Annotated in this window: 38 protein-coding genes; 16 read left to right on the top strand and 22 right to left on the bottom strand. The window is 64.9% G+C overall.

What is annotated here, in order from left to right; translation table 11 throughout:
- The 22 genes from O0K41_RS17550 to O0K41_RS17445 form a co-directional block, all read right to left on the bottom strand.
- A partial coding sequence (locus O0K41_RS17550) for a hypothetical protein (protein ID WP_308304541.1) occupies nucleotides 1-527 on the bottom strand: 527 nt, incomplete at its 3' end.
- A 2-nt stretch (nucleotides 528-529) separates the two neighbouring features.
- The gene (locus tag O0K41_RS17545) at nucleotides 530-3,994 is read right to left on the bottom strand and encodes a phage tail length tape measure family protein (protein WP_088435829.1); all 3,465 of its coding nucleotides are present in this window, start codon (nucleotides 3,992-3,994) and stop codon (nucleotides 530-532) included.
- A 184-nt stretch (nucleotides 3,995-4,178) separates the two neighbouring features.
- Nucleotides 4,179-4,688, bottom strand: coding sequence for a DUF6631 family protein (locus O0K41_RS17540; RefSeq protein ID WP_049449827.1), 510 nt, complete (start codon nucleotides 4,686-4,688; stop codon nucleotides 4,179-4,181).
- Nucleotides 4,688-5,443, bottom strand: coding sequence for a hypothetical protein (locus O0K41_RS17535; protein WP_049397714.1), 756 nt, complete (start codon nucleotides 5,441-5,443; stop codon nucleotides 4,688-4,690). The genes O0K41_RS17540 and O0K41_RS17535 overlap by 1 nt, the downstream gene beginning before the upstream one ends.
- A gap of 3 nt (nucleotides 5,444-5,446) precedes the next feature.
- Entirely contained in the window at nucleotides 5,447-5,668 is a 222-nt protein-coding gene (locus O0K41_RS17530; protein ID WP_049403053.1) for a hypothetical protein, read from the bottom strand.
- Nucleotides 5,665-6,141 carry a hypothetical protein gene (locus O0K41_RS17525; protein WP_064968315.1) on the bottom strand — a complete coding sequence of 159 codons (477 nt, stop codon included), beginning with the start codon at nucleotides 6,139-6,141 and terminating at the stop codon, nucleotides 5,665-5,667. Before O0K41_RS17525 ends, O0K41_RS17530 begins: the two co-directional genes overlap by 4 nt.
- Complete coding sequence (locus O0K41_RS17520) at nucleotides 6,138-6,671, bottom strand: DUF1320 domain-containing protein (protein ID WP_049449826.1); 534 nt, start codon at nucleotides 6,669-6,671, stop codon at nucleotides 6,138-6,140. Before O0K41_RS17520 ends, O0K41_RS17525 begins: the two co-directional genes overlap by 4 nt.
- 9 nt (nucleotides 6,672-6,680) lie before the next feature.
- The gene (locus tag O0K41_RS17515; RefSeq protein ID WP_049397716.1) at nucleotides 6,681-7,175 is read right to left on the bottom strand and encodes a hypothetical protein; all 495 of its coding nucleotides are present in this window, start codon (nucleotides 7,173-7,175) and stop codon (nucleotides 6,681-6,683) included.
- A gap of 161 nt (nucleotides 7,176-7,336) precedes the next feature.
- Nucleotides 7,337-8,281, bottom strand: a complete 945-nt coding sequence (locus O0K41_RS17510; RefSeq protein ID WP_024957619.1) for a hypothetical protein — start codon at nucleotides 8,279-8,281, stop codon at nucleotides 7,337-7,339.
- Nucleotides 8,282-8,306: 25 nt separating this feature from the next.
- On the bottom strand, nucleotides 8,307-8,648 hold the full coding sequence (locus O0K41_RS17505; RefSeq protein ID WP_024957618.1) for a capsid cement protein: 342 nt from the start codon (nucleotides 8,646-8,648) through the stop codon (nucleotides 8,307-8,309).
- A 22-nt stretch (nucleotides 8,649-8,670) separates the two neighbouring features.
- A complete protein-coding gene (locus O0K41_RS17500; protein ID WP_049449825.1) occupies nucleotides 8,671-9,876 on the bottom strand; it encodes a hypothetical protein in 1,206 nt (401 codons plus the stop codon).
- A 216-nt stretch (nucleotides 9,877-10,092) separates the two neighbouring features.
- On the bottom strand, nucleotides 10,093-10,662 hold the full coding sequence (locus tag O0K41_RS17495; RefSeq protein ID WP_049397720.1) for a phage virion morphogenesis protein: 570 nt from the start codon (nucleotides 10,660-10,662) through the stop codon (nucleotides 10,093-10,095).
- Nucleotides 10,662-11,939: a phage minor head protein gene (locus O0K41_RS17490; protein ID WP_308304540.1), complete on the bottom strand. Its 1,278-nt coding sequence runs from the start codon at nucleotides 11,937-11,939 to the stop codon at nucleotides 10,662-10,664. The genes O0K41_RS17495 and O0K41_RS17490 overlap by 1 nt, the downstream gene beginning before the upstream one ends.
- A 3-nt stretch (nucleotides 11,940-11,942) precedes the next feature.
- Nucleotides 11,943-13,469, bottom strand: coding sequence for a DUF935 family protein (locus O0K41_RS17485; protein ID WP_197631432.1), 1,527 nt, complete (start codon nucleotides 13,467-13,469; stop codon nucleotides 11,943-11,945).
- Nucleotides 13,466-15,202, bottom strand: coding sequence for a hypothetical protein (locus O0K41_RS17480; protein WP_197631433.1), 1,737 nt, complete (start codon nucleotides 15,200-15,202; stop codon nucleotides 13,466-13,468). The genes O0K41_RS17485 and O0K41_RS17480 overlap by 4 nt, the downstream gene beginning before the upstream one ends.
- The gene (locus tag O0K41_RS17475) at nucleotides 15,203-15,760 is read right to left on the bottom strand and encodes a DUF3486 family protein (protein WP_197631434.1); all 558 of its coding nucleotides are present in this window, start codon (nucleotides 15,758-15,760) and stop codon (nucleotides 15,203-15,205) included.
- Nucleotides 15,761-15,764: 4 nt separating this feature from the next.
- A complete protein-coding gene (locus tag O0K41_RS17470; RefSeq protein ID WP_024957611.1) occupies nucleotides 15,765-16,088 on the bottom strand; it encodes a hypothetical protein in 324 nt (107 codons plus the stop codon).
- Complete coding sequence (locus O0K41_RS17465; RefSeq protein WP_049397725.1) at nucleotides 16,085-16,402, bottom strand: hypothetical protein; 318 nt, start codon at nucleotides 16,400-16,402, stop codon at nucleotides 16,085-16,087. Before O0K41_RS17465 ends, O0K41_RS17470 begins: the two co-directional genes overlap by 4 nt.
- On the bottom strand, nucleotides 16,399-16,905 hold the full coding sequence (locus O0K41_RS17460) for a lysis system i-spanin subunit Rz (protein ID WP_164255556.1): 507 nt from the start codon (nucleotides 16,903-16,905) through the stop codon (nucleotides 16,399-16,401). Before O0K41_RS17460 ends, O0K41_RS17465 begins: the two co-directional genes overlap by 4 nt.
- Nucleotides 16,905-17,423, bottom strand: a complete 519-nt coding sequence (locus O0K41_RS17455) for a lysozyme (protein WP_065427936.1) — start codon at nucleotides 17,421-17,423, stop codon at nucleotides 16,905-16,907. The genes O0K41_RS17460 and O0K41_RS17455 overlap by 1 nt, the downstream gene beginning before the upstream one ends.
- Nucleotides 17,424-17,661: 238 nt before the next feature.
- A complete protein-coding gene (locus O0K41_RS17450; RefSeq protein ID WP_049449815.1) occupies nucleotides 17,662-18,027 on the bottom strand; it encodes a hypothetical protein in 366 nt (121 codons plus the stop codon).
- A gap of 10 nt (nucleotides 18,028-18,037) precedes the next feature.
- Nucleotides 18,038-18,421, bottom strand: coding sequence for a helix-turn-helix transcriptional regulator (locus O0K41_RS17445; protein ID WP_053090770.1), 384 nt, complete (start codon nucleotides 18,419-18,421; stop codon nucleotides 18,038-18,040).
- Nucleotides 18,422-18,506: 85 nt separating this feature from the next.
- Between O0K41_RS17445 and O0K41_RS17440 the strand changes: the two genes are divergently transcribed.
- From O0K41_RS17440 to O0K41_RS17365, 16 genes are all read left to right on the top strand, one after another.
- A complete protein-coding gene (locus O0K41_RS17440) occupies nucleotides 18,507-18,710 on the top strand; it encodes a DNA-binding protein (protein ID WP_080353083.1) in 204 nt (67 codons plus the stop codon).
- Nucleotides 18,707-18,928 (top strand): hypothetical protein, encoded by a 222-nt coding sequence (locus O0K41_RS17435; protein WP_049449814.1) that lies wholly within the window; start codon nucleotides 18,707-18,709, stop codon nucleotides 18,926-18,928. The genes O0K41_RS17440 and O0K41_RS17435 overlap by 4 nt, the downstream gene beginning before the upstream one ends.
- Nucleotides 18,925-19,218 carry a helix-turn-helix domain-containing protein gene (locus tag O0K41_RS17430; protein WP_049449813.1) on the top strand — a complete coding sequence of 98 codons (294 nt, stop codon included), beginning with the start codon at nucleotides 18,925-18,927 and terminating at the stop codon, nucleotides 19,216-19,218. Before O0K41_RS17435 ends, O0K41_RS17430 begins: the two co-directional genes overlap by 4 nt.
- 14 nt (nucleotides 19,219-19,232) lie before the next feature.
- Complete coding sequence (locus O0K41_RS17425) at nucleotides 19,233-20,168, top strand: DUF3102 domain-containing protein (RefSeq protein ID WP_049449843.1); 936 nt, start codon at nucleotides 19,233-19,235, stop codon at nucleotides 20,166-20,168.
- 1 nt (nucleotide 20,169) lies between these two features.
- Nucleotides 20,170-21,984: a DDE-type integrase/transposase/recombinase gene (locus O0K41_RS17420; protein WP_049449812.1), complete on the top strand. Its 1,815-nt coding sequence runs from the start codon at nucleotides 20,170-20,172 to the stop codon at nucleotides 21,982-21,984.
- Nucleotides 21,984-22,142 carry a hypothetical protein gene (locus tag O0K41_RS17415; RefSeq protein ID WP_008268046.1) on the top strand — a complete coding sequence of 53 codons (159 nt, stop codon included), beginning with the start codon at nucleotides 21,984-21,986 and terminating at the stop codon, nucleotides 22,140-22,142. Before O0K41_RS17420 ends, O0K41_RS17415 begins: the two co-directional genes overlap by 1 nt.
- The gene (locus O0K41_RS17410) at nucleotides 22,139-23,314 is read left to right on the top strand and encodes an AAA family ATPase (RefSeq protein ID WP_088435827.1); all 1,176 of its coding nucleotides are present in this window, start codon (nucleotides 22,139-22,141) and stop codon (nucleotides 23,312-23,314) included. The genes O0K41_RS17415 and O0K41_RS17410 overlap by 4 nt, the downstream gene beginning before the upstream one ends.
- A gap of 1 nt (nucleotide 23,315) precedes the next feature.
- Nucleotides 23,316-23,714, top strand: a complete 399-nt coding sequence (locus tag O0K41_RS17405) for a hypothetical protein (protein ID WP_049450963.1) — start codon at nucleotides 23,316-23,318, stop codon at nucleotides 23,712-23,714.
- Between the two features lies 1 nt (nucleotide 23,715).
- Nucleotides 23,716-23,952: a hypothetical protein gene (locus O0K41_RS17400; RefSeq protein ID WP_049450961.1), complete on the top strand. Its 237-nt coding sequence runs from the start codon at nucleotides 23,716-23,718 to the stop codon at nucleotides 23,950-23,952.
- On the top strand, nucleotides 23,945-24,184 hold the full coding sequence (locus O0K41_RS17395; protein ID WP_088435826.1) for a hypothetical protein: 240 nt from the start codon (nucleotides 23,945-23,947) through the stop codon (nucleotides 24,182-24,184). Before O0K41_RS17400 ends, O0K41_RS17395 begins: the two co-directional genes overlap by 8 nt.
- A gap of 149 nt (nucleotides 24,185-24,333) precedes the next feature.
- Nucleotides 24,334-24,492, top strand: a complete 159-nt coding sequence (locus tag O0K41_RS17390; RefSeq protein ID WP_158229106.1) for a hypothetical protein — start codon at nucleotides 24,334-24,336, stop codon at nucleotides 24,490-24,492.
- A gap of 1 nt (nucleotide 24,493) precedes the next feature.
- Entirely contained in the window at nucleotides 24,494-24,883 is a 390-nt protein-coding gene (locus O0K41_RS17385; RefSeq protein WP_024957596.1) for a hypothetical protein, read from the top strand.
- The gene (locus O0K41_RS17380) at nucleotides 24,873-25,148 is read left to right on the top strand and encodes a hypothetical protein (protein ID WP_040006676.1); all 276 of its coding nucleotides are present in this window, start codon (nucleotides 24,873-24,875) and stop codon (nucleotides 25,146-25,148) included. Before O0K41_RS17385 ends, O0K41_RS17380 begins: the two co-directional genes overlap by 11 nt.
- Entirely contained in the window at nucleotides 25,141-25,368 is a 228-nt protein-coding gene (locus O0K41_RS17375; RefSeq protein WP_008265784.1) for a hypothetical protein, read from the top strand. Before O0K41_RS17380 ends, O0K41_RS17375 begins: the two co-directional genes overlap by 8 nt.
- Nucleotides 25,365-25,844, top strand: a complete 480-nt coding sequence (locus tag O0K41_RS17370) for a hypothetical protein (protein WP_141097897.1) — start codon at nucleotides 25,365-25,367, stop codon at nucleotides 25,842-25,844. Before O0K41_RS17375 ends, O0K41_RS17370 begins: the two co-directional genes overlap by 4 nt.
- Entirely contained in the window at nucleotides 25,844-26,098 is a 255-nt protein-coding gene (locus O0K41_RS17365; protein WP_049450952.1) for a hypothetical protein, read from the top strand. Before O0K41_RS17370 ends, O0K41_RS17365 begins: the two co-directional genes overlap by 1 nt.
- Nucleotides 26,099-26,118 lie beyond the last annotated feature (20 nt).

The following is a 26,118-nucleotide window of genomic DNA, read 5'->3' as shown; positions in this document are numbered from 1 at the left end:
TAGCCATCCGACGAGGCCAGGTAGTTCCGCTCCAGGCACGATCCCCCGATGAAAAGCGGGTAGCTCCAGTCGGCTGGAAGATGGTCGGTCAAGATGAAGCCAGCGTAGACGGCGTCATAACGACCGTTGATTCGCGTGATGACCTTGAAGCAACGGCCGTTTGCGACGAACCAGTACTTGATCGGCGAGTTGACGCCCAGCAACGCCACCGGATTCGAATTGGAGCCAGGAGGATCCAAGCGCGGCTGCGCCGGGTTGTAGCCGGTATGACCGAAGATCGCCATGTTGTAGTAAGCGCTGGCGGGCACCACCCACGCCTGCAGAGACACGTAGATCTCATCCTCGCCCGCCAGACCTCGGCCCTTCAGTGACACAAAATCGTTGGCCGCGATCGGACCGCTGGCCACGCCACCCACCACCTGCCATTGCTGGTTCGCCGCCACCAGGGCGGCATTGGTGGTCAGGAAGTCCCGCAGGCGGGCCATGAGGTCGGTGATGTTGGCGGCGGTGTCCGTTGCCCAGGCCATGCTCAGAGTCCCAATACTTGGCGGATCGCCGCAGAGTTGCGGTTGATCTTGTTGATGATGGTTCTGTCGCTGCCTGGATCGTCGATGTAGTCCTCGAACAGACCCGGCGATACCTGATTGATCAGGCGTATACCCAGCTGAGTAGGCGAGCCGGTCGGAGCCGCCGCCACTGTGTTGAACACTGGCGAGCGCTGCAGCGAGGGCATCTGGCTGACCAGGCCGCCGTCGGCAAAGGCATAGGCACCCCATCGCCGGACGGCATCCATCCCGATGGCGTTGAAGGCATGCAGGAATGCGAGTGCACCGGGCTGAGAAACAACCTTGGCCCGGGCTACGAATTCACCGTTGGAGAGCCAGGCAGGAATGCTGTCACTGGTACCTGTACCTGCACCCCAAACGGGACCACCCTGCGCTCTACTGACGGGAGTAGGCGTACCCACACTGACCGTGCCGGTGTTGCTGGCCGCACCAGCAATACTACCGACCATACTGACAACGGCCTTGGCATTGTTGGCCGCAGCCAGTGCGATGGCGGCTTGCTTGAGTTGGACTGCGGCCGCAGACAGAGCCCCTGCACCGGTGATCAGACCGCCGCCGGCGCCCGCCAAGGCCGAGGCGCTACTGGTCACGGCACTTGCACCGGCGGTGACAACACCACCAGCAGAGGACAAGGCCGCGGCCGACGCCTGCGTTGCGGTCGCCGCAGCCACCTCGGTACCGACCTCGGCGCCCTTGTCGAACAGCTTTCCAGTCAGGGTGGACGCCAGCTTGGCCGACAGCTCATCGGCCACATACCCAGCCAGACCACTGGCGATGGACTGGAAGAAGCTGCGCACGATCTCGCCCAAGGTGGCATTGCCATTGGCCAGCGACATGAGGGCATCACGGAATGCGCTCTGGAACGTGGTGCGCACGTTCTGCTGCAGCAGGTTGGTGGTGGCGGCCATCTCCTTGAGCTTGACGGCCATCTGCTCGGCAGCCTGCAGCGCTTCGGGGTTCTTCAGCGCTTCGGCGGTGGCGCGCATGCGATCGGGAAGATCGCCCAGAGCGGTCAGCTGCTGCCGGGACAGATCTACCAGCTTCTGGCGCGCCTGCGCTTCGGTGATCAGCCCAGCCTGCAGCTCAACCTGGATGCGCTGCTGAGCCAAGCCCATTTCGCCCATTGCGCGGTTGTAGGTCTCCTGCATCTTCTGCAGTTCGGCCGTGAGGCGGACCAGCTCCTTGGCACGGTCGACCTCGGCCACACCGGACTGGTTGCCAGCCTCGACCATCTGCCGGCGTGTGACCTCGAGCTCGCGCAAGCTCTTGGCCTGCTGTGCATCGGGACCGCGCCCTTCAAGGTTGGCAATCTGATCCCGCACCTCCAGCAGCTTCCGATTGGATTCAACCAGAGAGTTCGCAGCATCAAGCTTCTTCGCGCTATCCAGCAGCTCCTGCTTAGTCTTCGACGACGCATTCTGGAAGTTGCCCTCATCGATGGCAGCCTGGACGCGGGACACCTCCGTGGCCTTCTTGCGTGTCTCATCGAGCGTGCCGACCAGCTCGATCTGTTGCTTCAGGCGCTCCAGTTCGCGCAGCGCGGCCGCCTCATCCTTCTGGGCTTCTGACTTGGCGCCCTTCGGCTTCTTGGGCAGGCTCTCCAGGTAGCGTGCCCGTGCCTCTGCCTCCAGCGCCTTAATCTCGGCATTGCTCTTGCCAGCAGCATTGCCCGCAGCCCGGATCCTCTTGATCTCTTCTTCGAGCTTCTTCTCCTTACTGAGATTCTCCAACCGGAGCTGTTCGAATTCCTTAGCCGCCTTGGCCTGGTCGGGATCGATGGGTGCATAGATGCCAGCCATCTGCACCTTCACAGGCGCGTTGGTTCCAGAGGCCGCCCGGATGCGCGCAGCCATCTTGCCGGTCAGGTCAGCAAAGGAAGGGAGCCCGAAGTTCTTGGCCAGCGTGCTGCCGACCACGCCCATCCCCAACAGATCGGACAGCCGCGGCAGCCTGGCCAGCACACCCCATTCGCCAGCCAGCTGGACCACCGCGTTGGTGAAGTCGCCCAGCGCGCCCCAGGCGCCGCTGACGTCCTTCTTGACATCCCGCCAACTGCGCGCTAGCGCCGGCATCGTCTCATCGCTCTGATCTGCGACCTCATCGAGGCGATCGGAATAGATCTTGATCGCCTCCGCCACTGCCTCCTGCTGGTTGCCCTCTTTGACCAGGGCGCGCACGCGTGCGAGCTGGGCTTCGGTCAGGAAGTTCTCCGACTCGGTGAGCGTAAGTAGACCTTCGACCGGATCCTTCTTCAGAGAGAGGAACTTGGCGACGGTGGTATCGATGGCCTGGCCGGCGGAGGCCTGCATCTTCGCAGCGCTGCGGGCGACGAGCTCGAACTGCTCACCGGTGAAACGACCGGTTTGAGCCACCTTCGTCAGCGCCTCAGCAGCGTTGCCTCGGGAAACGCCTTGAAGGCCGGTGAGCTGATCGCGCCGGGCCTGCAAGTTGGCAGTGCTGGTGGCGGCATAGTTGTTGGTGACGATCAACGCCCGCTGGAAAGCCATCTCTTCGTCGGCCGCCTGTTTCCAGGCCAGCACCAGGCCGCCCACCGCCGCGGCCAGTCCGCCGACCACGGCGATGGTGGGGGTAATAGCGCCAACCAGCGCACGCGCGGCCGGCACCACGCCACCAAAGGAATCCTTCAGCTGGCCGCCCTGCTGGACGGCCACCATCCAGATCGGCATGCCGCTGACGATGCTGGTAGTGATATCGGTGATCTGCGCCGGTAGCTGGCGCATGGCCATCTGGTACTGCCCGGCGGAGATAGCGCCCGGCCCGCGGCCGCGATTGTTGATCTCGGCCAGGTTGACGGCGTTACGCTGGATGTTGATGCCCGCAAGGGCGCGGTTGTACTGCTCGCGGCTGATGCGACCGGCATCCACCGCTGCCTTGAGCTCCTGCTCGTCCCGCTCCAGCTTCTGAAGCTTGGCCGACGCCCCGTCGTACCGGCCCATGACACCTTCCAGGGAGCGTTGACGCTGCTGCTCAGTGCGGCTCAGCGATGCTTCCTGTTTGTCCAGCGTCTTCAGTGCGCTGTTGTAGTCCTCGGTGGTGATCAGCCCGCGGGCCATGACCCGATCGAGCAGAGCCTCGGTGTCAGCCAGTTCGGACATGCTGGCTGCGCCCTGCTGCAGACGAGCATCGAGCTCGGAGATCGAGCGGATCTCATCGGCTACCGTCTTCTGCATGGATGCGCCGGCCGTGCGCACCCGATCCGCGGCTGAAGCGCCACTGCGGCTGGCTTGGTCCAGCGCGCCGGCCGCCTTGTCGGCACCCTTGGTGACACCCTCCAGACCTGCGCCAGCGGCAGTGCCAGCATCCTTGATCGAGGCCAGCCCCCGCTGCAGCACCGGCAGGCTCTTTTGCGCCTGCTCGATATCCAGGGCGATGCGCATCGCCAGTTCAAGGTTGCGGGTGGCGGCCATTGTTACTTCAGTTCCTTCAGCAAGGTGGTCGCCGGATCACCCCCGGCATAGGCAGCGTTGGTGTCGGTAATGCGTTCCCGCCGTGCTCGCCGTTGTTGGGCTTGGACATGCTCCCAAGCGAGCAGGATCTGGCGCTGCGTCATCCGACCGATGTCGGCAAAGCAGCGCCCGTAGCCGGCACAGATCAGGTCGGTGAAGACTCGTCCGTAGCCGACTGGTTCACCCTTTTGCCGACGGCGTTGCGCAGCAGCCGGCGCAGCAAAAAATTTCCGTTGGCCTGCCACCACAACAGCAGCATTTGCTCGCCATCGGTTTCATTCAGCGTTTCCAGCCAGGCTTCCTGCGCCCGCACCTCGGCCGCGGTATCGGAGCCCTCGCCCGGCGGAGGGGCGATAGCGCAGGCCAGCAGGTGGCGGAATACGTCCGGATGCGAGAGCAGGACATCGGTGACCTGCAGCATCGAAGGCGGCTCGCGCCCTTCAAACAGCGGCTGCAGGTCGGCCAGCAGCGGAGCCGCTGCCGGCAGGATCCGCGCCCCTTCGAAGAAGCCGTACTCGCGCACGATCACCGTCTTGCCGTCGACCTGGCCCTGCTGCTGCGCAGCCAGGATGTCCAGTTCGCCGGCGACTGCCTCCGAATCCGGCGAGCCGGGTTCGGACGGCGGTTGGTCCTGATTGCCGATTCGCGTGGCCATCAGGCGGCATCCACCAGCAGGACGCGGGCGTACAGACCGAAGCGCGGATCGGACTGGCGGACCGGATCGATCTTGGCCTCGCCATTGAGCACGATCTCACCGAAGCTGTCGTTGATCAGCGCCAGAGATTCAGCCGCCGGGAACGAAATGCGGTTCACGTCGGCGCGGACGCGCTGAGTGGTACCGTCGACACTGTTGACCGCGTCGAACAGCGCGTAGTACTCGGACTTGCTGCTCTCGAACACCTTGACCACGCTGTGGGCAGCGTACTCGTAGGTCTTAGCGACCACCGCGGCCTTGGCGGTCAGGAAGGTGATGATGCCGGTGGCCGGGTTGAAGGTGTAGTCGGTGTCGGCCACCAGCGGTGCTGCCGGCGTACCACCCTCCAGCACCAGCGCGCTGATCGCGGCGTACTCCAACGCGACCACGTCGCCGGGCTTGACGGCACCGATGGCCTCGTTGGCGACCGAGCCCGAAGCCAAATCCAGAAGCGTGCCATCGGTGGCCAGGGCCAGATTGTCGGTGTTGATCTGACCCAGCGTCAGCCTCACACCCAGGTTGCGCTCGGTGGTCATGGTAGCGGCGACGCCGCGCACACCCGACCAGCTCTCCTTCTTGGTTTCACGGGTGCTGGACATGGCCAGCTCCAGGACGCTGCTGTCATACACCCAGCGCGCCGGCGCGCGGCTGCCGTCGGCATTGCGCAGGCCCAGATACACGCGGCCCTGGAACGAGAAATATTCGGTCTTGGACATGACTTACTTCGCCTCCTGGGCGATGGCAGGAGTCGCCTGGCCGTTGGCCTTGCGCGACGGATTGGGGGAAGAATCGGCGTCGGGAGCGTCAATGAAGCCGCGCTCAACCGCCCAGGGCACCAGGTCGGCAGGAAGCTCCACCGTTTCGCCTTCCGCAATGGGCTTGCTCGCAAGCGTCAGGCCCGCCTTCTTGATCGTGTGCTTCTGAGTGGTCTGGGTAGTCATCGCGGAATCTCGGGTTGAAGAACGGCTTGGGTCTTCCATACGTCGACCCACAGGGCGGTGGCAGCGTCGTAGTCCTCGAGGTTGCCCTCGATGAGCTGGCAGGCACGGCCACCAGGAATGGGCGGTGTCCAGCCCAGCAGCGGCTGACGAACCTTGCCCAGCAGCAGGCGCAGCTCATCGATCACCTGCGCCCCGCGCTGCTCGCGGTAGTTGCGGCAGACGGTTACCACCGCGAAGTTCACTTCGACCAACTGCGCCAGGCGCGACTGCTGGCCGGGGATCGAAACGCCGGTTTTGGTCTCCAGCGGCATCTCCCGGGCCAGCAGCACGTAGCAGCACGGCGCGGGGAAGTCGCGCAGCGCTGTAACGGCGGCGTAGTCGGCGCTGCCCTGCACCTGGCGCAGCTCCTTCTCGCTGACGCCCTGTCGGATGCGATCGCGCACCAGGCCAGTGTCGAAGGGCTGGGTGCTCACCGGCCGTAGTCCTGCAGGGTTCGATGGCTGAACTCTCGCGGTGGTGCACAGACCTCCGGTGCACCGCCGCTGGGCGCAGGCAGCGGGTCATCGGCGCCGAGGCTGAACTTGCCATCGCGCACCAGCTCCAGAAAGCGCAGCGCTTCCTTGTAGTCGCGCACCACCGGATCGGTGCGTTCCTCGGTGTTGACCCGGTCCTTGTGCAGCAGGTAGCGCGCAATCCATCGGGCCCAGGTGGACACGATCCCCGGTACCGGCGCTGGCAGCGGTACCGGATAGGGCTTGGGCTTGCGCATGACCAGGTAGCCGTTGATCACGCCATCGGCATCGTCCAGGGCGCTCTGCACGTGCGCGGCCGCCTCATCGGCGATCGCCACGTCGGCCGGGTCGAATGCGCTGCGATCGCTGCCGAGCAGCGTGGCATCCATCAGCGCATCGTCCACAACCGGATAGCGCTCCGGCGTGGCCACCTGCGCCAGCTCCTGGGCGAGCTTGGCCGCCGACAGCAGTGCGAGCGTGCAGTAGGACATGACGGCCGGTTACTCCAGCTCTTCCGGGGCGACCGGGTCGTCACCGAGGACACCGGCATCCTGGTAGGCCTGCGCCTCTTCCCACGTCATCTCGATCCACGCCGGCGGCTTGACGACGACGTCGTTGTGCTTGAACGGGCTGAGTACTTCAAAGCACATAGGCAGCCAGAGACCATCAGAAACCAGTGCATTGGGCGAATCGCCTCCACCGGCGGCAACCCCAATGGTGATGTCGGCTTCCGGCGACGGAGCACCCGCGTCGATGGCGGCGTCCTGGTCCGCTGCCGGATGGTCAGCCTGCAGCGGGTCGACGGCAGCACCATCGCCTGCGGAGGCCGCCGACGTGGCGGTCTCCAGCTCACTGTGGCCTTGCTCCGGCACCAAGCCGTCCGTCGCCGGCGGTGCGTCGGCAGTCTTGTCTTCCGTGACGACTGGCACGTCGGCCGGCTGGTCGTCCTGGACGGTCTTGGGTGCGCTGGGCGGCGCAGTGCGGGGCTTGGCCACGACGAGTTCTCCGAATAGGTGTGGTGCCGTGCTCTCCGGCTGTCACGCATGGTTCTGCTGTGCTCCGCACGGCCAGGCCCGCGTTTGCCTGGTGCTGCCGCTCGCTGGGTTGTACGGGTAAGGCGGCAACTGCGCCGACTATCCTTCGCCGGCGCCGGTCATCAGTTGCCTGCGCCGCTGATCAGATAGCCGGCGGCCATGCCTGCCAGGACCGGGGTGGCATCGTTGCTGACCCCGTAGATCCAGCTCTTGGCGCTGTTGTCCCAGTAGGGAACTTCGACCAGGGGCATGCCTTCGATGCGATAGCCATAGCCGTAGCTGGGCTCCTCGACGTTGGCGTTCACGTCAGCGCCAGGGCTGACGTAGGCCAGAACAGCCGAAGTACCCCAGACATCACCGAATGCGCCATTGTCATCGGCCACCACACCGCCGCCGACGACGATGTTGTCGATCTCGAAAACCTGCTTGAGCAGATCCAAGGTGACCTTGCGAATGCCGGTGCTGGCCGAGCGGTCAATCAGCTTTGGATGCTGCTTGAGCTGCTTGAACGCCTTGGCAGACAACAGCATGGTGTTGGGATACAGACCGATGCTGTCACGCACAGCTTCCTTGCCGGTTTCGACGTCCTGCGCGGGGTTCGAAGCAGCGTTGGACCACACGTTGTTGCCAGCCAGCGCGACTTTGTGGTCGTTGTCGTAGTTGGCTGCATTGGTGGCGATCTTGGCGCTGTCCACCTCGTATTCCAGCAGCAGCGAGCGCAGCACGATGTTCACGGCCCGGGTGCTCAGGTTGATCCCCGGCACCTGGCTTGCATCTCGCATATGTTCACGCGGCACCGGCGCTTCCAGTGCGCTCGGGACGATGGCGTACGGCTTGCCCTCATAGCCGAAGCGGATGCGCTTGGTATTGGCACCGGGGGCACGCTTGGCGTTGTAGATCTTGAAGGACTCCTTGCCGAACTCGATCACCTGGCCGCCATAGGCGGCGACGTCGGCGAAGGGGAACAGCGCGGTGGCCACGAGCTGCGCCTGGCGGTAGCCACGGGCGTGTTCGGAAAGGATCGGGTCAACGACGCGAACCTGGCCGGGGGTCATTTGTCCAGACATGTAAATCTCCTACGGCACTAGCCGGTCAGTTCGGGATGAGGATCACTTCGAGGACATCGCCATCGGCGGTGGCCGTGGCGCCAGGCGCCGCACGGGCAACGACCTTGCCGGCGTCGGCGGTGATGGCCTTGCCATCGGCACCCACCTGGAGGGCGGCGCCGGCAGCGATTGCGCCACCTGCGGTCACTTGCGTGGTGCCCAAGACGTCGACCGGCGCCAACTGCCCGACGGCGGCATCCGAGCGCGCAACCCCGCAGGCGTTGCCGCCGGCAGCGGCGACTTCACCGGTCGGCGAGACGAAGCGGTTGTGGGTGAGGGCTGCCGCGGCCAGCACGGACAGCGTGAGCAGAGCGATGTTCTGGGACATGGTGGGCTCCTGGATGGGAAGGTCAGCCGCCGACCGCGGCGACTGCAGCCGCCCAGGACGTGCCGGGGTGCTGCTGCTGGTAGGCCTTGGCCTGGTTGAACAGATCCGCGCGGCCGGCATCGACATGCGTGCCCGGGGGCGCGGCGAAGTTCGCCGCTGCGTTGGGTGCGTCGCCACCGGACTTCTCGCCGAAGTCCACCGCCTTGGGCAGGCTGGTCAGCAGCTCGCGCAGGACCGACTCGGCCGGCTTGGACACCGTCGTTTCGCCCTCGGCGAAGTTCAGCGGTTCCTTGCCATTCGGCTGGGCCAGCAGCAGCTCCACCACGGCCGGCTGCTGACGGGGCAGCAGCTTGCCTTCCTTCACCAGGCCTTCGGCGAACGCCACCGCATCTTCGCGTCGGGCGGACTGTTCACGGGCGGCGAGGGCCTTCTCGCGAGCGTCCAGGGTGGAAGCCTGCTGGTCGAGCTGCTGCTGACGCTGGGCGTGCTCCGGGGTGTTCTGCTGGGACATGGGGTCGATCTCCGATTTGACCTGTTCACGAGTGGGAGGCGTTGCCGGGATGGGCGCTGGCGCGCCGATGGCGCTGCGCGGGAACTGGGTGAGCAATGGCGACGAAAAGAGGGCTGAGTTGCGCGCTTCGTCGTCATCGCGTGTGCTGCTCTCGATCCCACGGATCTGCCAGTCGGGAATGACCTGGTCGGCCGTCTCAAGGCCCTGGGTGTCGATCAGCCAGTCGCGGAAGCGGCGGAACAGGTCCGTCAGCGTCCAGCCCAGTGGGGCCAGCGACATGGCAAAGCAGGCGGCATCGTCGCCCTCAGCGAACGAGGCTGACTTGAGTCCCTTCACCGCCGGCGGCTGCGCGCCCAGGAAGCCGATGTGGCGCAGGTAGTACTTGCCCGGCGTCGGATTTCCCGGCGAATCGGGCATGAAGATCGAAGCGCTGATCTTCTTGAAGCGCCCGTTGTTGACCAGCTCTGCAAAGGCAGGATCAACATTGTGCGGCTCGGCGACGAGGAGGCCGTCCTTGGCCTGAAGGGTTTTGCCCCAGCCATAGGCCGGATCGTCGGTCTTGGGATGGCCCACCACGATGGGTGCTTCATGCAGTGCCGGATCGTAGCTATCGGCGATCTGCTGCACATCCGCTTCGCTGAAAGTCAGCGTGCGGCCGTCTTCGGCAACGTGCGTGCCGGCTTTGAAGATCTGCAGGGTGGCGGCGGGCTGGTTCATGCCGCCAGTTTTCCCGCACCGCTGTCTCATGTATTGGGACCGCGGTCCGCAAGAAATGATCACTCTTGCGACATTGCAGGAAGCAGCAGTTAAGACCCCGCGCGCTCTTGGCCGCGAACACGCCAGAGAGGCGTGTCAGACACCAAGCAGTCCCCAATGACGTCCGAGTGTGGCGGCCCCGGCATGGAGGCGCGCACAGCGCCTCCTACGCGATGATCACTCGAAGGCGCCGCTCACGTGATCCTGGGCGATATCCAGCAGCTCCTTCTCATCCTCGCGACTGACACCGAGCCACGGACGAGCAGCGATGGTGTTCGTGTACGAAGGCATTGTGACCGAGCGCTTGTAGCGCGCGTTCCCACGACTGGCTTTGACGAACCGGCTGCCGCCCTTACCCGTCTTCAGGTGGATATTGGCCGGACGCGCGGCGCGTTGGATGGTGCCGCCGAATTGGTGGATGGCGCCATAGGGTGCATTGGTACCGACCAGGACGGCATCGTTCCCGTCCGTTTGCCATGAAGCCATGTCACCGAGCATGTGGAAATCGAACTTCAGAATCGGCACGCCGGGGCGCTTCTTCTGTTTCCAGCGTTTGTAGCTGGGCTCAAGCGCGCGCCATCGACGTCCAGTCGGGTCCCGCTCCTTTGCGGCCCGCTCGCGCGTGGACCTCAGCAGGTACTCGCCCCAGTCCTTCAAGATCAGTTGGCGCGCCTCGCCCTCCAGCTGCCGCAGCGCATCGGCCAGACCAGGTGTTGCCGAATCAAGGGTGACTTCAAACTGCGCCATCAGATCTCTCCCTGCAGCAGCTGCAGCGTGCCATCGGCAACGCCGCGCTGGAGTTCGGCGGGCATCAGCATCTGCAGCTGGGACTGCACCGTGCTGACGCCCGTTTCCGAGATGGCCACATCGACCACCATGAAGGCAGGACGCCCCACCGCCAGCACATAGCGCAAGCGGCCTGCGGCAGCGTCCAGCAGGATGGCCACCGCATCGAGAAGGCGGATGGGCAGCTCGGCTGCGGCGATGGCCACCGCGCCAGGTCGAGTGATGGGGAGCTGGTCGGCCAACACAGCAAAGGCCGCCGTCGCTGGGCGAACGGCGGCACGCTGCAGCTGCGAAACCAGTCCGGGCGACAGTGCTCCGGCCAGGTAGCGGGCAGCGTGGGCAGCATCGCCATCAATGCTGGTCAGCCAGCTGGCATAGCCGGCCTGCAGCGCATCCCTGGCGCGCGGCCGCGCCAAGGCCTGAGCAGCGCTGGCAGCCGCTGGCGCCGCCGGCAACCGTGCTCCCGTCTCCAGGGCGTTCTGCAGAGCGGAGGTCAGTTGCCCAGTCAATGACGGCGGGGTGACCGGACCACCACGCCCACCGGGCCAGTGATCGGCCGTTGCGCCGGGTGCGTAGCCGAACCCAGGATCGACGCCTGCCGGCGTCAGCACAGTGCGCGGCCCACCAGGACTGCGCTGCCCGATGGTCACCGACTGCATCACGATCTCGGGGGCCGTGTCGGGGCCGTCCTTGCCCAAGCGGCGCAGGTCGCGCTCGTTGAGCGCATCGACATAGCACTGGCAGCCCCAGCCGTTGGCCGGATAGTGGTAGCGCCACCACGGATCGTCATGGCGCAGCACCAGGCCATTCCAGGACACGTGCAGCGGCCGAGGGTGCTCGACGGCATCGTTGTGGTTGTAACGCCAGAATGGCCGCACCTTGATCAGCTGTTGCAGCTGGGCCCAGCGCCCGGCGTTGTAGCTCTGGCGCAGGTTGGTCTCGTAGATCACCCGCGAGCGCCAGTTCCGACCGCCCTTGTAGTCCCAGCCATGCGCGGCCACGATCCGATCGAAGTCTTCGCGGAACTGCTCCAGCGTGCGGCCTTCGGCGATGACACGGTCGATGGACTGCCGGAAGTCGGCCAGCAGTGCATCACGGTTGGCGCCAGCCACCATGAAGCTGGTGTCGTGCTCGGCCTCCCATACGTCAAGGTAGCTCTCGGTGAGCACGTTCTTCTTGCGACGGAAGAACTCGATCTGCTCCTGGAACGGCAGTTGAGCGTAGGCAACGCCGGCCATTGATCAGTCTCCCGCGCCCAGGACGTCGGTACGGCCGGCCAGCGTCGCTGCCGTCATCGCATCGGCCATCACCGAGGCGTAGTCGTACAGGGTCATGTTCGGATGCAGCTCGAACAGCCGGTCGCGCAGTTCCTCCAGCGAATCGACCTCATCGACCAGCTGGCGGATCTGCTCCACCCAGCCACTGCCAATGGGCGATAGCTGCCGATCAAGCTGCCGGCCCAGGCCGACGGCAGGATCAGGCGCCTTTGGGGTGCTGTCGGCAAAGGCCGCCGGGTAGTGCCGGCGCAGCAGGCTGCCCACGGTGCCGCCGGCATCAGCGAACTGTGGCCCATCGATCGCGGTCGGTACCGTAGGCGGCGTCGGCGACGCCTGGATAGGCTCGTAGTTGTCCCCATAGGTCTGGTCCATGTAGACCTGCTTGGGCTTGTAGCCCAGGTCGAGGATCTTCTTGTCACGGCTGGCGGTGGCGTCCAGATCCTCCGGCTCTTCCGTGACGCGGTAGACCCGTGGGATGGCCGCCCCGGGGAAGTTCCATTCGGTGAGCCAGCGTGCCGGCCCCTTGTTGAAGGATTCGCACACCAGGTCGGCATCGGAGGTGATGATGTCGCGGCGCACCTCCCGCTGCAGCTGGTCGTTGCCCAGCTTGCCGGGTGTGCCCTGGGTGCTGGCGGTCTGGCCCAGCACCACCTTCTGGATGGTGGCATCCATGTAGTCCTGCAGGGCCTTGTAGTCGGCCGTGCCACTACGCCCAGCCTCCAGCAGCGCCAGCTCCATGCCCTTGGGCATGATGATGCCGCTGTCGGTCTGGATCGCGCGGGTGGCCTGCAGCAGCTTGGCCTTCTCCGGATCGGTCGCCTCACTGTCGTACTTGCCCACCGCAGTGGGCATGCCGAACTTCTCCAGGAAGATCAGCCAGAACTTCAGCCCGTTGCGCTTGAACAGCACCGGCCAGTACAGCCAGTGCGCCAGGCCCAGGCCGTAGGGCTCATCGTCATGGTCGGCACCGGAGCAGAAGTTCCAGAAGTACGGTGCGAGTGCCGGGACGCCCTCCGTCATCTGCGTCTGGGTGAGCAGGCGCAGATCGCCTTCCTTGCCGTAGCGGAAGCGTCGGCGATTGCGGACCTTGATCGCCTCCAGGCCGATGCGGGTGCCGTCGACCTTGTACAGCAGCTCGGCCACGCCATAGCCGTAGAACACACCAAACAGCATCTTGCGGGTGACGTTGTCCCAGCCGATGCCGTGCAGCTGCTCCTGCAGATACTCTGCCGCCTGGCGGTCGATGCGCTTCTCGCCTCCGGGCTCCACCTGCCATTCGCAGGCCACCACCGAGTCCTGGCGCGAGCCAAAGGTGGTTTTCACCTCCGGATCGGACAGCACCTGCTCGTAGATCTGCAGGTCATAGCCGCCCCGATTGCGCAGCACGCTATCGAAGGGCAGCAGCAGCGGCCCGGTGTAGCCACGGGTAATGTCGATGCCATCGGCGGTGGTGGCAATCTCGCGGCCGATCTCTGGGCGGGCGATGGTCATACGAATCCTCCAAAATCATTGCCGCCGCTGACGGTGCCGAAGGCATCGTCAGTCACGACGGTGGCCACGCCATCGGCCCGGCCGTCGCCAATGTAGGCGCGGGTGCCGGCGGCCTGGAACTCAATGGGCACCGAGGTGACGTGGTTGAGCGCGGCAAACTGCATCAGCACGCCTGCGATCGCGCCGTCGCCGTGACGCACCAGCTCGGGATCCTGCAGGTCCTTGCGCTCCAGCCGCGGCACCATCGGGATGCCATCGACGTACTCCACGGCGCGGTGGTCATCCTCCAGCGATGCGTCCCTGGGCAGGGTGAGGAAGCCGTCTTCGAACAGCGCGATGTACTTGGGCATCCATTCGCTGTACCACGGCCGCGACAGGGTGACCTCGTGGATCGGGCCGCCGCTGTAGCGCCCCGTCTCGGCATCGAGCTCGGCCCGGCCGTAGCGGTCGCCGGTGTATTCCATCAGGGTCTGGCCCGGCCCGGTGGCGTCGCCAGCGAACGACCAGCGGCCAGGGAATCCTTCCTTCAGCGCGTCCAACAGCGCCCACAGGATCTGCTCCTGCTGGCGGGTGGGCGCATTGGCCATCTCGATCAGGAAGGGCACGTCGCGCCGCAGATCCTGGCCGATCTTGGCCGGGGTGATCACGGAAAAGTGACGGTGGCGAGCGAAGTCCATGCCGATCGCCCAGCGCCCGGTGAACCCGGCCATCGCCGCGCGCAGCACCGGCAGCAGCGTGGTGGCGATCCAGACCGAGCACCAGATCTCGCGCTCCTTTTCCGAGCGCTTGGGGAAGTCGTCATCGAAGACCAGGCGCAGCACAGGCCGGACGTCGGGCATGGCCCGGTCGATCCAGACCGAGGGGATGGCCGAGCCATCGCCATCGCGCGGGATGACGTCCAGCTCCTCACGCATGGCGGCCTTGCGCGGGCCATAGGCCGAGCGGATGGCGGTGTACCACTCCTTCTTGCCCTCGGCGGTGGCCACCTTGCCACGCATGGCGCAGACTCGCTCATACAGCCCGTTGGACACGGCATCATCGAAGCTGATGCGGATGACCCCGGCCTTCTTTCCGTAGCGACCGGCCTGGACGTCCTGCACCAGCTGGTTGAACGGGTTCTTCTTGCCGCGGTGAGTGGACCACACTCGGATCCGGCCACCCCAGATCAGCAGCGCGGTGGCCGATTCGAGCACCTTGGCCACGTCCTTGTGCAGCGCCGCTTCGTCCAGGTCGACCACGCCCTGCAGGCCGTGGATGTTCTCCGGGCGCGATGACAGTGCCGTGATACGGAAACCACTGGCGAAGCGAACGCGAAACGCCTGGATCTGCCGGCTGGTGCCGTCCGGCTGCTGGTCCTGGAAGATGTGCTGCTCGATACGCGAGGCTTGGCCCTGGGCAATGATCGGCGCGAACTTGGCCACGTAGCCAATGAACTCCAGGCCCTTTTCCTTGGTGTCGGCCATGTACCACACGTTGTCGCCGCCGGCGTCCTTGGCAGAGGCGGCGGTGATGGTGTCGCTCAATGCCTGGGCGAAGGTGATGCCGGTACGACGCCCCTTCTCGCAGACCGCGATATCCAGCCCTTCCTGCATCCGGATCCATTCGGACTGATGGGCCATCAGCACGCCGGCCTTGCTCGGATCGAAGTTGGCCGAGATCGAGCGCACGCTCTCAGGCAGCTCATCCCAGTCCAGGACGCGCTCGGTATCCGGCAGGGGACCCAGTGCACTCACTTAGCCGACTCCATGCAGCACCTTGTTGCGCCAGAACTCCACGCCCTCAGCGTCCAGGCCCTTTGCCCGTGCAGCCTCCTCGACCCGGCTGGCCGCGTCGATCAACGCCTTCTGGCGGATTTCGCCGGCCCATTTCTCTCGCACGATGGAAGAGCGGGTCAGCTCGGCAATGGCCTTGGCCGCCTTGCTGTACAGCGCAATGCGATCGGCTGGGGAAATGCTCTCATCGTCCTGATCGGCCGCTTCCTGGAACTGCAGCAGCGCTTCGAACAGGTCGGTCTGCAGCAGGCCCAGCAGTGCACTGCCGCGCTCGGCGGCATTATCCGGCGCCTGCTCGGCCACCAGCTTCATTGCCTCGGTGCTGGCACTGATCGAGGCCAGGCGGCGCTTGAGCCGCTTGGCGCGTTCGTTGACGGTGGTCTTGCTGATCTCATAGCCCTGCTCGCCGAGCCATTCGGACAGCGAGATGCTGCCGCCGAAGGCATTGGCGACCAGGCGCCGATCCAGCTCGTCGCGCACCTCGGCCGGCAATAGGTCGATCTTGCTCACGGGAGGCATGGGATCACCAGTACTTCGGTGGGCGCGCGATACCCGGCCCGCAGTCGATGCTGTACTCGACAATATCCACACCGTGGCGGGTCAGCTCAGCCGACCACGGCCCCGAAGGGGATTTGGTGATATCGATCAGGCGGCGGGTGTCCAGGTAGTCCAGCTCCCTGCGCACTTCCAAAGCGGTGGCATCCGGATACATGTCCTGGGCGGCGCCGGCCAGGACGGCTTCGCCGATCGGATAGGGGCGAGAGCGATCCAGCACCAGCAGCATCAGCCAGCGCAGCTGCTCCCGGCGCAACTTGCCCAGATCCGGGCCCTGATTTCCGTGACTCACGGCGTGTTCCCCTTGCTTTGCATGTTCGTGATCTTCGAGGCCACTGCATCGAGCTTTGCCTCGATGACGCTCTGCCCGCGGGCATAGTCCTCGCGGCGGACGTATTCCTTCGCAACTTCCAGACGGAAGTCGGTGAGGTGGCTCTCAACCTCGCGCCAGCGCTTGCTGTCGTTGATCAGGATGGCCAACTGCTGATCAGTGCGTTGCTGCAGCTGGTTGACCAGCCAGCGACCACCGGCGATCAGGCCGCCGAGCAGGGTGATGCCGATGCCGGCGAACCACACCAGGTAGAGCGGCTGCACTTCAACGATCATGGGTTGGCCTCGACGGAAGGGTGCTGTCCGGTGAGGACACCGATGACGCGCTGGCAGGCCCGGACGTGGTTGTCGGCGTCGCGTCCGACTCGAACAAGATCGCCCGCGACCTCTGCTCGTAGTTGGGCGCTCGCATCACGTTCGACGGCGCCAGAGACGGCTTGGGACAGGCGAGCGGTGTGGCAGGTGGCGAGGTCGTTGCGCAGCCTGAGATCGCCAGTACGCAGGTCAGCCACAACGGCAGCAGGGACGGACGCGGACGCCTCCCGATCATTTTCATGTTCGTCTCCGATCTGGGCCATCGCCTTGGCCTTGGTGTGCTCGATGCCACGAGCCCTGCGTTCGTCTTCAAGCTGCGATTCAAGCGTGGTCACACGCTGCTGCGCCGTGGCGTCACGAGCCTGCGCATCCAGGGCATTGCCGCGATAGAGAAGTGCTGCGGCAATGGCGACCAGCAGGAGCACCAGCAGCAGGGCGACCGTTGCGGTCAGGGTGCGGACCATCAGTGCCGGCCCTCGCACATCGCACGTTCCGCCGTGCGGCGACGTTCAAGTCCCTTGTAAGGCTTGCCTCCTGCATTGGCCCAGTTGCTCAGCTGGGCGCATGCAAGATCCCAGCGGCCCTGGTTGGCGTACACACGGATCCGCGGCTGCTGGCCGTTGCGCAGGAAGCACAAGCCGTCCTTGACCCCAGCGCCACCGGGACCGACGTTGAAGGCGAACGACGTCAGGGCGGCGGCCTGGTAGTCCGTCATCGGCACCTTGATGCAGCTCTGCACGGTGTTCCAGGCGACGCCGAGGTCCGACTGAAGCAGGCGCTCGCATTCGGCGCGGGTGTAGGTGCGCTGTTCCACCTTGGCCGTATGGCCGTAGCAGACCGTCAGCTTGCCGACTACATCACGGTAGGGCTGGGACGAGTAGCCCTCGAAGGGCTGCACCAAACCGAGCAGCAATGCCAGCATGGTCGCCAACATTCCTCCCGCGATGGGCAGTGCCTTGTTACCGGGTTGCTCTGCTGCCATGCGCCATCTCCAGGGGAAAGATGGCCGACGGGCAGACGAGGATGCCCGTCGGCCAGGTGCGCCAATGCGCGCCAAACCGATGGGCAGAGTTTCAGTTTCTATTGAGCCAGAGTCTTGGGACCGCGGTCCGCATGAGCCACTGCGGCGCGCGTCGAAGAGTGACTCTTATGAGCGTCGAGAGGCAATTGGGACTTTAAAAGGCCAGTGCCCAGGACATCGACGCGCTACACATGGGAAGTCAAATCGGCGGGAGGCTTAGCCCCTTGTCTTCACATACCAGTTGGACTGCCTCCGGAGAGTCGAGGCCCATTACGTGAGCAGTCAACTTTCCATTCATATCGAATAGCAATCCAGTCATTGGGGTGTAACCACCATACGCACCGAAGCCGTTTTTGGAATTCACCAAGCCACAGAATGAACCTTCCCCATCGACCCGGACATTACTGAATCGCGCACTAGAGGCATCCTTAAGCTGAGTTTCAAGTCCAGCCTTAATCGCCGCAAGCTCCTTCTGAGTAGCCTCGCGCGCGCCTCCGCTGGCATGCGCATACGCCGCGATCGCCAAGCAAAAACCGAGCACCAGCTTCTTCTTCAATGCAGGCATTCCACTCTCCTTAGTCAGACGCTGGAGTGCGCCTTCTGCGCACACCTCGTGCAGTGTCGTTTCGAACATCCCGCTGATGAAGTGCCGAAAGGATGTTCAGAACCTCCCGCCGGCTATCGTCAGAAGACGACCAGAAAAGGCTAACCAGCAAGTTGAATTGCTCCAACTCCTCTTCTTTCATGCCGGCCTGAGAAACGCTTCGGCGACCCACCAGCACGTACAGCGGGTCAAGTCCCACTTCCGCCCATCCGGCCAACGCTTCCGCACCCGGAGACGACTCTCCCAGCTCCCAGCGACCTTGCGTCTTTTTAGACGCCCCGACGAGCGCCGCAAAGTCAGTCTGCGAGTACCCCAGCGCGAGCCGTTGCTCACGAAGCCTTTCGCCGATAGTCAAAAATGTCTCCAGAACCCATTGACAAGGGTCATAAATGTCTCCACGATGTGCCCTAGGTAGCCACAATTGACCACAGGGTACTGCAATGAGCCTGAAAACTGGATCAGAGGTCCGGAGACATTTGCTTGCCAGCGGAATTTCCATTTCTGAATGGAGCCGCTCGCATGGCTTCAACCGCCACACCGTTGTCGACCTCCTTCGAGGCAAACGAAAGGGCAACTTCGGCGAAGCCCACTTGGCTGCGATCGCATTGGGCATGAAGGCCGGCCCAAAGGATGGTCAGCGATGAGCGGCTTGGACGAGATTCCGACCCGTGAACTGGAGCTACTGCTCGCTTCAGCCCGCGATCAGTACGCCACCGCCGTGAACAACTGGCAGCGCGCCGTCGAGTCAGACGCGTCTCTGGCCAACACCCTGCCGCTGGCCGGCGCCGTCGACGCAGCCGACCGCCGCGCCGTCCGGATCCTGAAAGAGTTGGCGCGCCGCCAGCAGGACGCTGCGGCATGAGCGAGCAGAGCATCTTCGCCCGCCTGCTGTTCGGCCTCGCTGGGCATAGCCGCTCCGGCCTGCGCCTGAAGCAAATCGCCGATGGCATCGGCGAATCACCCAGCACCACGCTGCGCAACCTGCAGCGCCTGGCCGAGGACGGCCTGGTCGAGCGCTCCCCGTATGACCAAGACAACTGGCGCCTGTCCCCCCGAATTGTCCAGATCGCCTTGGCACATCTCGACGAGGTGCTCCGCGAAGAGCGGCAGCTGGACGACTTCAAGAACCGCTACAGCCGTAGCCCCAACTGATGACGAGGATCGAAATGGCAGAGAAGCAACCCAACAAGCGCGGCGCCAAGCCGCTCGCCCAAGCCGAGTCTGTAACCCCGGAACTGGATACAAGCAATCTGGCCGAGCGCAGCCAGGAGCTGGTCACCCTGGGCGAGCACCAGAGCGAGGTGGTGGACCAGTTCGGTGACGGCCTGCCGTGGCACCCGGACCACTACGAGAACGCCATCCGCAGCGAACTGCGTCGGGGCTGCGAAGCGTTCCTGCGCGCCGGGCGTTACCTCGTCGTTGCCCGGGAATGCGCGGCACACGGGGAATGGGTGGAAATGCTGCAGCGCCTGAATCTTAGCCAGCCGCAGGCTCACAGGATGATCGAGGCAGCACGTCGCATGCTGTTGCTGCCAAATCATTCGCATGCGAATGATTTGATCGCTGCCACCAAAAGCCAGAGCCGCCTGATCGAACTGCTCTCCCTGCCGGAGGAACAGTTCATCGAGCTTGCCGAACAGGGTGAGACCGGTGGTCTGTCGCTCGACGATGTTGAGACGATGTCCCGCGCCGAACTGCGCGCCGCCATCCGCGACGCCCGCGCCGACCTTGAGGCCAAGGATCAGCGCATCACCAAGTTGAGCGACGATCTCAACAAGGCGGAGGAGAAGACGGCAAAAGCTCAGAAGAAGTGGAAGAAGGCCACTCCGGACGAGCAGTCGCAGGAACTGCTGACCCAGCTGGAGCTGGCCGCCTCCCAGGTGCGTCTTGCCATCGCCAGCGGCAGTGAAGAAGCCGGCTTCAGCGGCGCGGTGATCACGCTGATGCAGCACGCCGAGCAACACGACCTCAACGTTGATGAGCAGGTGGCCGGGATCATCGCCAGCCTGATCAACGACCTGCGCCTTGTCCGCGACCATCAGGAGGTGGGCGTCACGGTGATCCATGACCGCCGCCTGGCCGACTGGAAGCGGGAGGGCTGATATGGCCCTCAGCGCCAGCTTGATCGAGCAGGCCGCTGCTGACCTGCTCTGCGCCGGGCACGGCCAGAAGCGCGCCATTGCCGAGCGATACGCCGCCGAATGGGGCTGCAGCGTACAGACGTTGTATCGGCAGGTCTCGAAGCTGACCTGTTCGCTGAAGCCTCGCAAGCGCCGCAGCGATCGGGGCAACTCCGACTGGACCCAGCAGGAACTGGAACTGATTTCCGCTGTATTGCTGGAGTCACGTCGCGGTACTGGCAAGCGCCTGGCCAGCATCGGCGAGGCCATCGACATGCTGCGCGCCAATGGCATGGTGCGCGGCGAGACTGTGGATGCCGCTACCGGCGAGATCCGACTGCTGAGCGAAAGCTCGGCAGCCAAGGCCTTACGCACCAATCGCTTGCACCCTGATCAGCTGTCGGCACCTGCACCGAAGGTTCAGCTGGCCAGCGAACATCCCAACCAGGTGTGGCAGGCCGATCCCAGCCTGTGCGTGCTGTATTACCTCAAGCGCCAGGACGGCCTGCATGCGATGCCGGCAAGCGAGTTCTACAAGAACAAGCCCAAGAACCTGGCGCGCGTCGAGAACGAGCGCGTCTGGCGCTACGTGTTCACCGACCACACCAGCGGCGCCTTCTACGTGGAATACGTGCTGGGCGCCGAGAGCGGCGAGAACCTGTGCCGCACCTTCATCAACGCCATGCAGTACCGCGGTGCGGCTGATCCGTTCTGTGGCGCACCGACGATGGTGATGGTGGACCCTGGCAGCGCCAATACGGGTGCGATGTTCAAGAACCTGTGCGCGGCCCTGGGTATTCGCATCTGGATCAATCAGCCGGGCCAGCCGTGGGCAAAGGGCCAAGTCGAAAAGACCAACGACCTGATCGAACGCAAGTTCGAGCACCGCCTTCGCTTCGACAACGTGCAGAGCTTGGAGCAGCTCAACGCATCGGCGTGGCGTTGGATGCGCAACTTCAATGCCACCGCTCAACACACCCGGCACAAGTCCTCGCGCTACCAGGCGTGGATGACGATCAAGCCCGATCAGCTGCGCCTGGTACCGGCGACCGAGGACTGCATGAAGCTGGCCACCCGCGCTCCGGAACTGCGCAAGGTCAACCCGCTCCTGCGGATCAGCTTCCTGGGCAAGACCTACGACGTGTCGGGCGTGCCGGGCGTGATCGTGGGCCAGAAGCTCACGGTCGCCCGCAATGCCTTCGGTAGCGAGTTCGGTGCGCAGGCGCTGTTCACAGACGATGCTGGCCGCGACACCTGGTACACGATGGAGCCGCTGGAAGCAGACGCATACGGGTTCACCGGTGCGGTGGCGGTCGGCACATACCACGCGCACGCCGACACCCCGGCGGACACAAACCGCAAGCGGGTCGAGCGCCTGGCGATGGATGCCGAGACCGACGAGCAAGCCAAGGCGCAGCGCAAGGCCAAGGCAATGCCGTTCGGTGGCCGTATCGACCCCTACAAGTCGGTGCAGCAGGCGCCGGAGATCCAGCACCTGCCGCGCCGGGGTCATCGCGTCGACGTCGCGGTCCCCGATGTGGTCGAGGCCCCTCGCTTCACGGTCGATTCGGTCACGCCCATCCGCGCGGAATTGCCGCCGCTGAACCACGTGGAAGCGGCTATGCGCCTCAAACCCCTGCTGGAGGCGGCGGGTTCGACCTGGACGGCTGACCACTATGCCCGCACCGCACAGCGCTGGCCGGAAGGCCTGCCTGTGGATCAGGTCGAATCCTGGGCGCAGACCCTGGCAACACCTGAGCGCGGTGCCCTGCGCCTGGTGGAAGGAGGTGCCGCGTGATGGCTTCGCTCGACAGCATCAAGAAAGACGCACGCCTGATCCAGGAACGCGACGGATTCGGTTACTGCCAAGCTCTGGAGATCGCTGCGCGAAAGGCTGGCTTCAACACCTATGCCGCTGCGAAGGCTGCCTTGCAGGGGCGGAGGGCCCGCCCATGACGTTGCGTCTGAAACGCCTGCTCACCGAGGCCGGCATCAAGCAGGGAGACCTGGCCAGCGCTGCAGGCCTGAGCCGTCCGGCCCTCAATGCCCTGATCAACCACGGCCAGCTGCCCACCAGCTGCGACCCGGCAGCGGTGCGCGCTGCCATCAGTTCCTGCCTGACCCAGCACGGCGTGACCGACGCCCACTGGCATGAAAAGGAGGGGCCGACGTGCGGGGTCACGCCAGCCCCAGTTTCCCCACCGCAAGACACCGATAACGACAACGACATTCACGACGAGGAAGATCCCATGCTACTGCGTTTTCAGGCTTTGACTCCACAGGCCAAGCGTCACTTCGGCCTCACCAGCAATCCCTTCGCCGATCCGGCCAGTGCCGAAGAGGTGTTCCTGTCGCCGGATATCCGCTATGTCCGCGAGAGCATGTACCAGGTGGCCCGTCACGGCGGCTTTGCTGCGGTGATCGGCGAAAGTGGCGCTGGCAAGAGCACGCTGCGCGAAGACCTGGTCGATCGCATCCAGCGCGAAGAGCAGGCCGTCATTGTGATCCAGCCCTACGTGCTGGCCAGCGAAGGCAGCGACGCGGTGGGCAAGACCCTGCGCAGCCACCATATCGCCGAGGCGATCATGGCCGCTGTCGCCCCGTTGGCCAAGCCGAAGAGCAGCCCCGAGGCCCGCTTCCGCCAGCTGCACGAATCGCTGCGTGACAGTGCTCGCGCCGGCCACAGCCATGTGCTGGTGATCGAAGAGGCCCACAGCCTGCCGCTGCCGACCCTGAAGCACCTCAAGCGCTTCCGGGAGCTGAAGGACGGCCTGCGCCCGCTGCTGTCGGTGATCCTGATCGGCCAGCCTGAGCTGGGCGTGAAGCTCTCCGAACACAACCCGGAGGTACGCGAGGTTGTGCAGCGAATCGAGATCATCACGCTGCCTCCACTGGACAATGAGCTGGGAGCGTACTTGTCGCACCGTTTCAAGCGTGCCCAGGTGCCGCTGGACAAGGTGGTGGATCAGGGCGCCATCGACGCTCTCCGCACCAAGCTGGTTCCTTCGCGCGGCGCCGGATCGCTGCTGTACCCGCTGGCGGTTCAGAACGCCCTGACCGCTGCGATGAACCGCGCCGCTGACCTGGGCGTGCCGACCGTCACCGCCGACGTCGTGCGGGGGGCGTGAGATGCGCACGGATCTGACCACCTCGCTCAAAACCGCACTCGGTCTTGTCGCTGATGAACGTCATCGGCAGATCGACGAGAAGGGCTATTCCGCCGAACACGACGACGAGCATGCACAGGAGGAGCTCGCAGCGGCTGCAGCCTTCTACCTGCTTCCGTCGTGGATGAACCAGGACGTTGTCAGTGTCGATGCGAACGGTGCGATGGAGATAGCGCCGCTCCAGCAGCTGGTCGCCGGCAGCGCATTCAACCCCAGCGCCTGGGAAGGTCTCAGTCGATTGGAGGATGACCCAGAAGACGACGTTGATATCCGCATCCAGAACGTCGTTCGTGGCCTGGCGCTGGGCACGGCTGAGCTGGAACGGCTGCTGCGTCTTCGCGACGAACAGGAGGGCCGCTGACATGGCGATTCGAACTGAAGGCTGGCCGGCAGTGGAAGCGATGGTGAAGGCGCCGCAGGGCGATGCGTGGCCCTTCGCCACCCAAGCCATCCTGATTCCCTTCGAGATGCAGGACCGACCCGAGCCGATCAACGTGGACATCCTCCAGGTGGTGATCGTGCCGCGCGCCAACTGGGAGCGCATCACCGCGCATGTTCCGGCCGAGGTGCTGCAGCGCGAGGGGGTGGCTCATGGTTGATTACAACGCCTCTGGGCCGCAGTACCTGCGCAGCTTCGCTTTTCACTTGATGCGCGATGCCGAGCTACCTGATCGACAGGTGACGGTGATGCACCGGAATCTGTTCCGTCGCGCCGGCATCGAGTGGCGCGACGGGCAGAGCATGGCTTCGCTGCTGGACAGCCTCAACCTGCAGCAGCTGCGTGCGCTGGTCGACCAGCTGCGCGACGGCGATGACGACGAGGAGGAATGATGGCCGTTCCTACCCTCCAGCGTTGCCTCGGCCAAGTGTGCAACCGCAAGCGCCACAGCGCCCAGCACCCCCAACGGAAGAAGTCCATCGGGGTGCTGGTGCACGACCGCCACATGTTCCCAACGGCGTCGCGAGTGGGAACGGTCCAAGTGCAGGACCCTGAAACCAGGCGTGAGTACCTGGTCGAGGTGTGGATCCACAGCGGCGTGATGGTGATCTCGCACAGCACCGGCAAGCGCTGGCTGCTGGAACTGGACGAGATTCTCGACCTGGCCATCGCCGCCGGCATTGATCGGGGGGCCATCTGACATGCAGCTGGCCCTGCTACCGCAAGAGCTGTCCCCACAGACGGTGCTTTTGCAGCTGCAGGGCCGTCGCGGCGCCGTCAACGGCATCACTGCCCGCGACCTGGTGCAGCAGATCACTTCACGTACCAGCACCGCCGACGAGCGCCGCCTGCGCCAGATCATCGAGCAGCTGCGGCGCGAGGGGCACCCGATCTGCGCCCACCCGGCTCACGGCTACCACCTGGCCGCCAGTGCGGCCGAACTGGACCGCGCCTGCACCTTCCTGGTCGGGCGCGCCATGACCTCCCTGGAGCAGGTCAGCGCGATGAAGCGCGTTGCGCTCCCGGATCTGTACGGACAACTCGGGCTGGACAAGCCCGCTACCGACGAGGAATCCAACCATGAACCATGAACGCAATTCCGACGTGCTGTATGCCGCCGCCAACACGGCACGCGAGCTGGAGAACAGCGGCATCGAGATCCTGGGCCTGCACAGCAATGGCCGTCGCGCGGTGCTGATTCTGGACCGCCCTCCCACGATGGTGGGTGGCCACCTCAAGCGCCGCCAGCCCAACGGCAGCGGCGGGCAGGACCGCGTGATGGCCGCTGAGTACCAGGGCGTGCAGCTGGAGTGGACCCAGCGTCCTCCGATGCTGCGGGAGGTGGCTCATGGCTGAGCGCGGCCAGTTCCTGGTGGTCCCTGCTGAGTGGGTGGGTGGCGACACCTTCACCGACTCGGACAAGGCGATCGAAGACGCCCAGGCCCGTAGCAAGGTCGACGGCAAGCACCGCGCGGTGGTTTGCGTGGTCGCTCGCACTACGCCCAGCCCTGCACCGGTCATCGTGCTGACGCGTACGGAAGCCGGCATCACGCAGCCGCAGGTTGTTCAGCCATGAGCGCCGTCCCCAGCGTCGCAATGCAGCACGCTATCGCCCTGTCACTGGGCGCCAGCGTGGTCCGTTCTGCGGATCTGATCGATCGGGTGATGGAGCACGGCTTCCATTACCGCGGCTATGTGTCCAACGCGGTCGCCAAGGCGGTGCGGTGCGGAATGATCCTGCGCGTCGGCGAAGGGCTGGCCCGCAACTACCGCCTCAACCCCGACTGGAAGATCGACCAAGCGGCGTTGGCTGCCGCGCAGGCGCAGCGTGTGCGTGGTACCCGGCCGGGTATGACAGGGGCGCAGAAGGCCCGGTCTGCTGCTGGGGGCTACGAAGGTCCCGCCTTCGACAAAGGCCCGCTGACGCCCTCCATCGGCACCGTGTGCCAGTCCCAGGAGGATCTGGAAGGTGAGTTACCGCCTTACCTCGGTGGTCGCCTGGTCGATTCGTTGCACAACCACTTCGATCGCATCTTCGGCGGGGTGGAGTGATGGCTCGCACCGGCCGCCGGCGCTACGACCACCTGTGCGCGATGCGCTTTGCGCTGTGGGCTCGTATGCAGAACCCGCGCCAGCTCACCCCGCAGCGCATTTCCGGCCTGCTCAGGATCTCGCTGGATGCCGCCCGCCGCTGGCGAGCCGGCTGGTTCACCGCCAACAGCCCTATCCATGTCGAAGGCGTCCCCGACGTCCTTCGGCCCACTCAACCGTTTGTCACCCCCGCCGCCCAAGGAGGCGCCCAATGACCCCATCCATTCCCGAAGGC

It is taken from the genome of Stenotrophomonas sp. Sm2128, from assembly GCF_030985535.1.
GTDB classification, from domain to species: Bacteria; Pseudomonadota; Gammaproteobacteria; order Xanthomonadales; family Xanthomonadaceae; genus Stenotrophomonas; species Stenotrophomonas maltophilia.
This window is presented reverse-complemented; position numbering and strand designations above follow the sequence as displayed.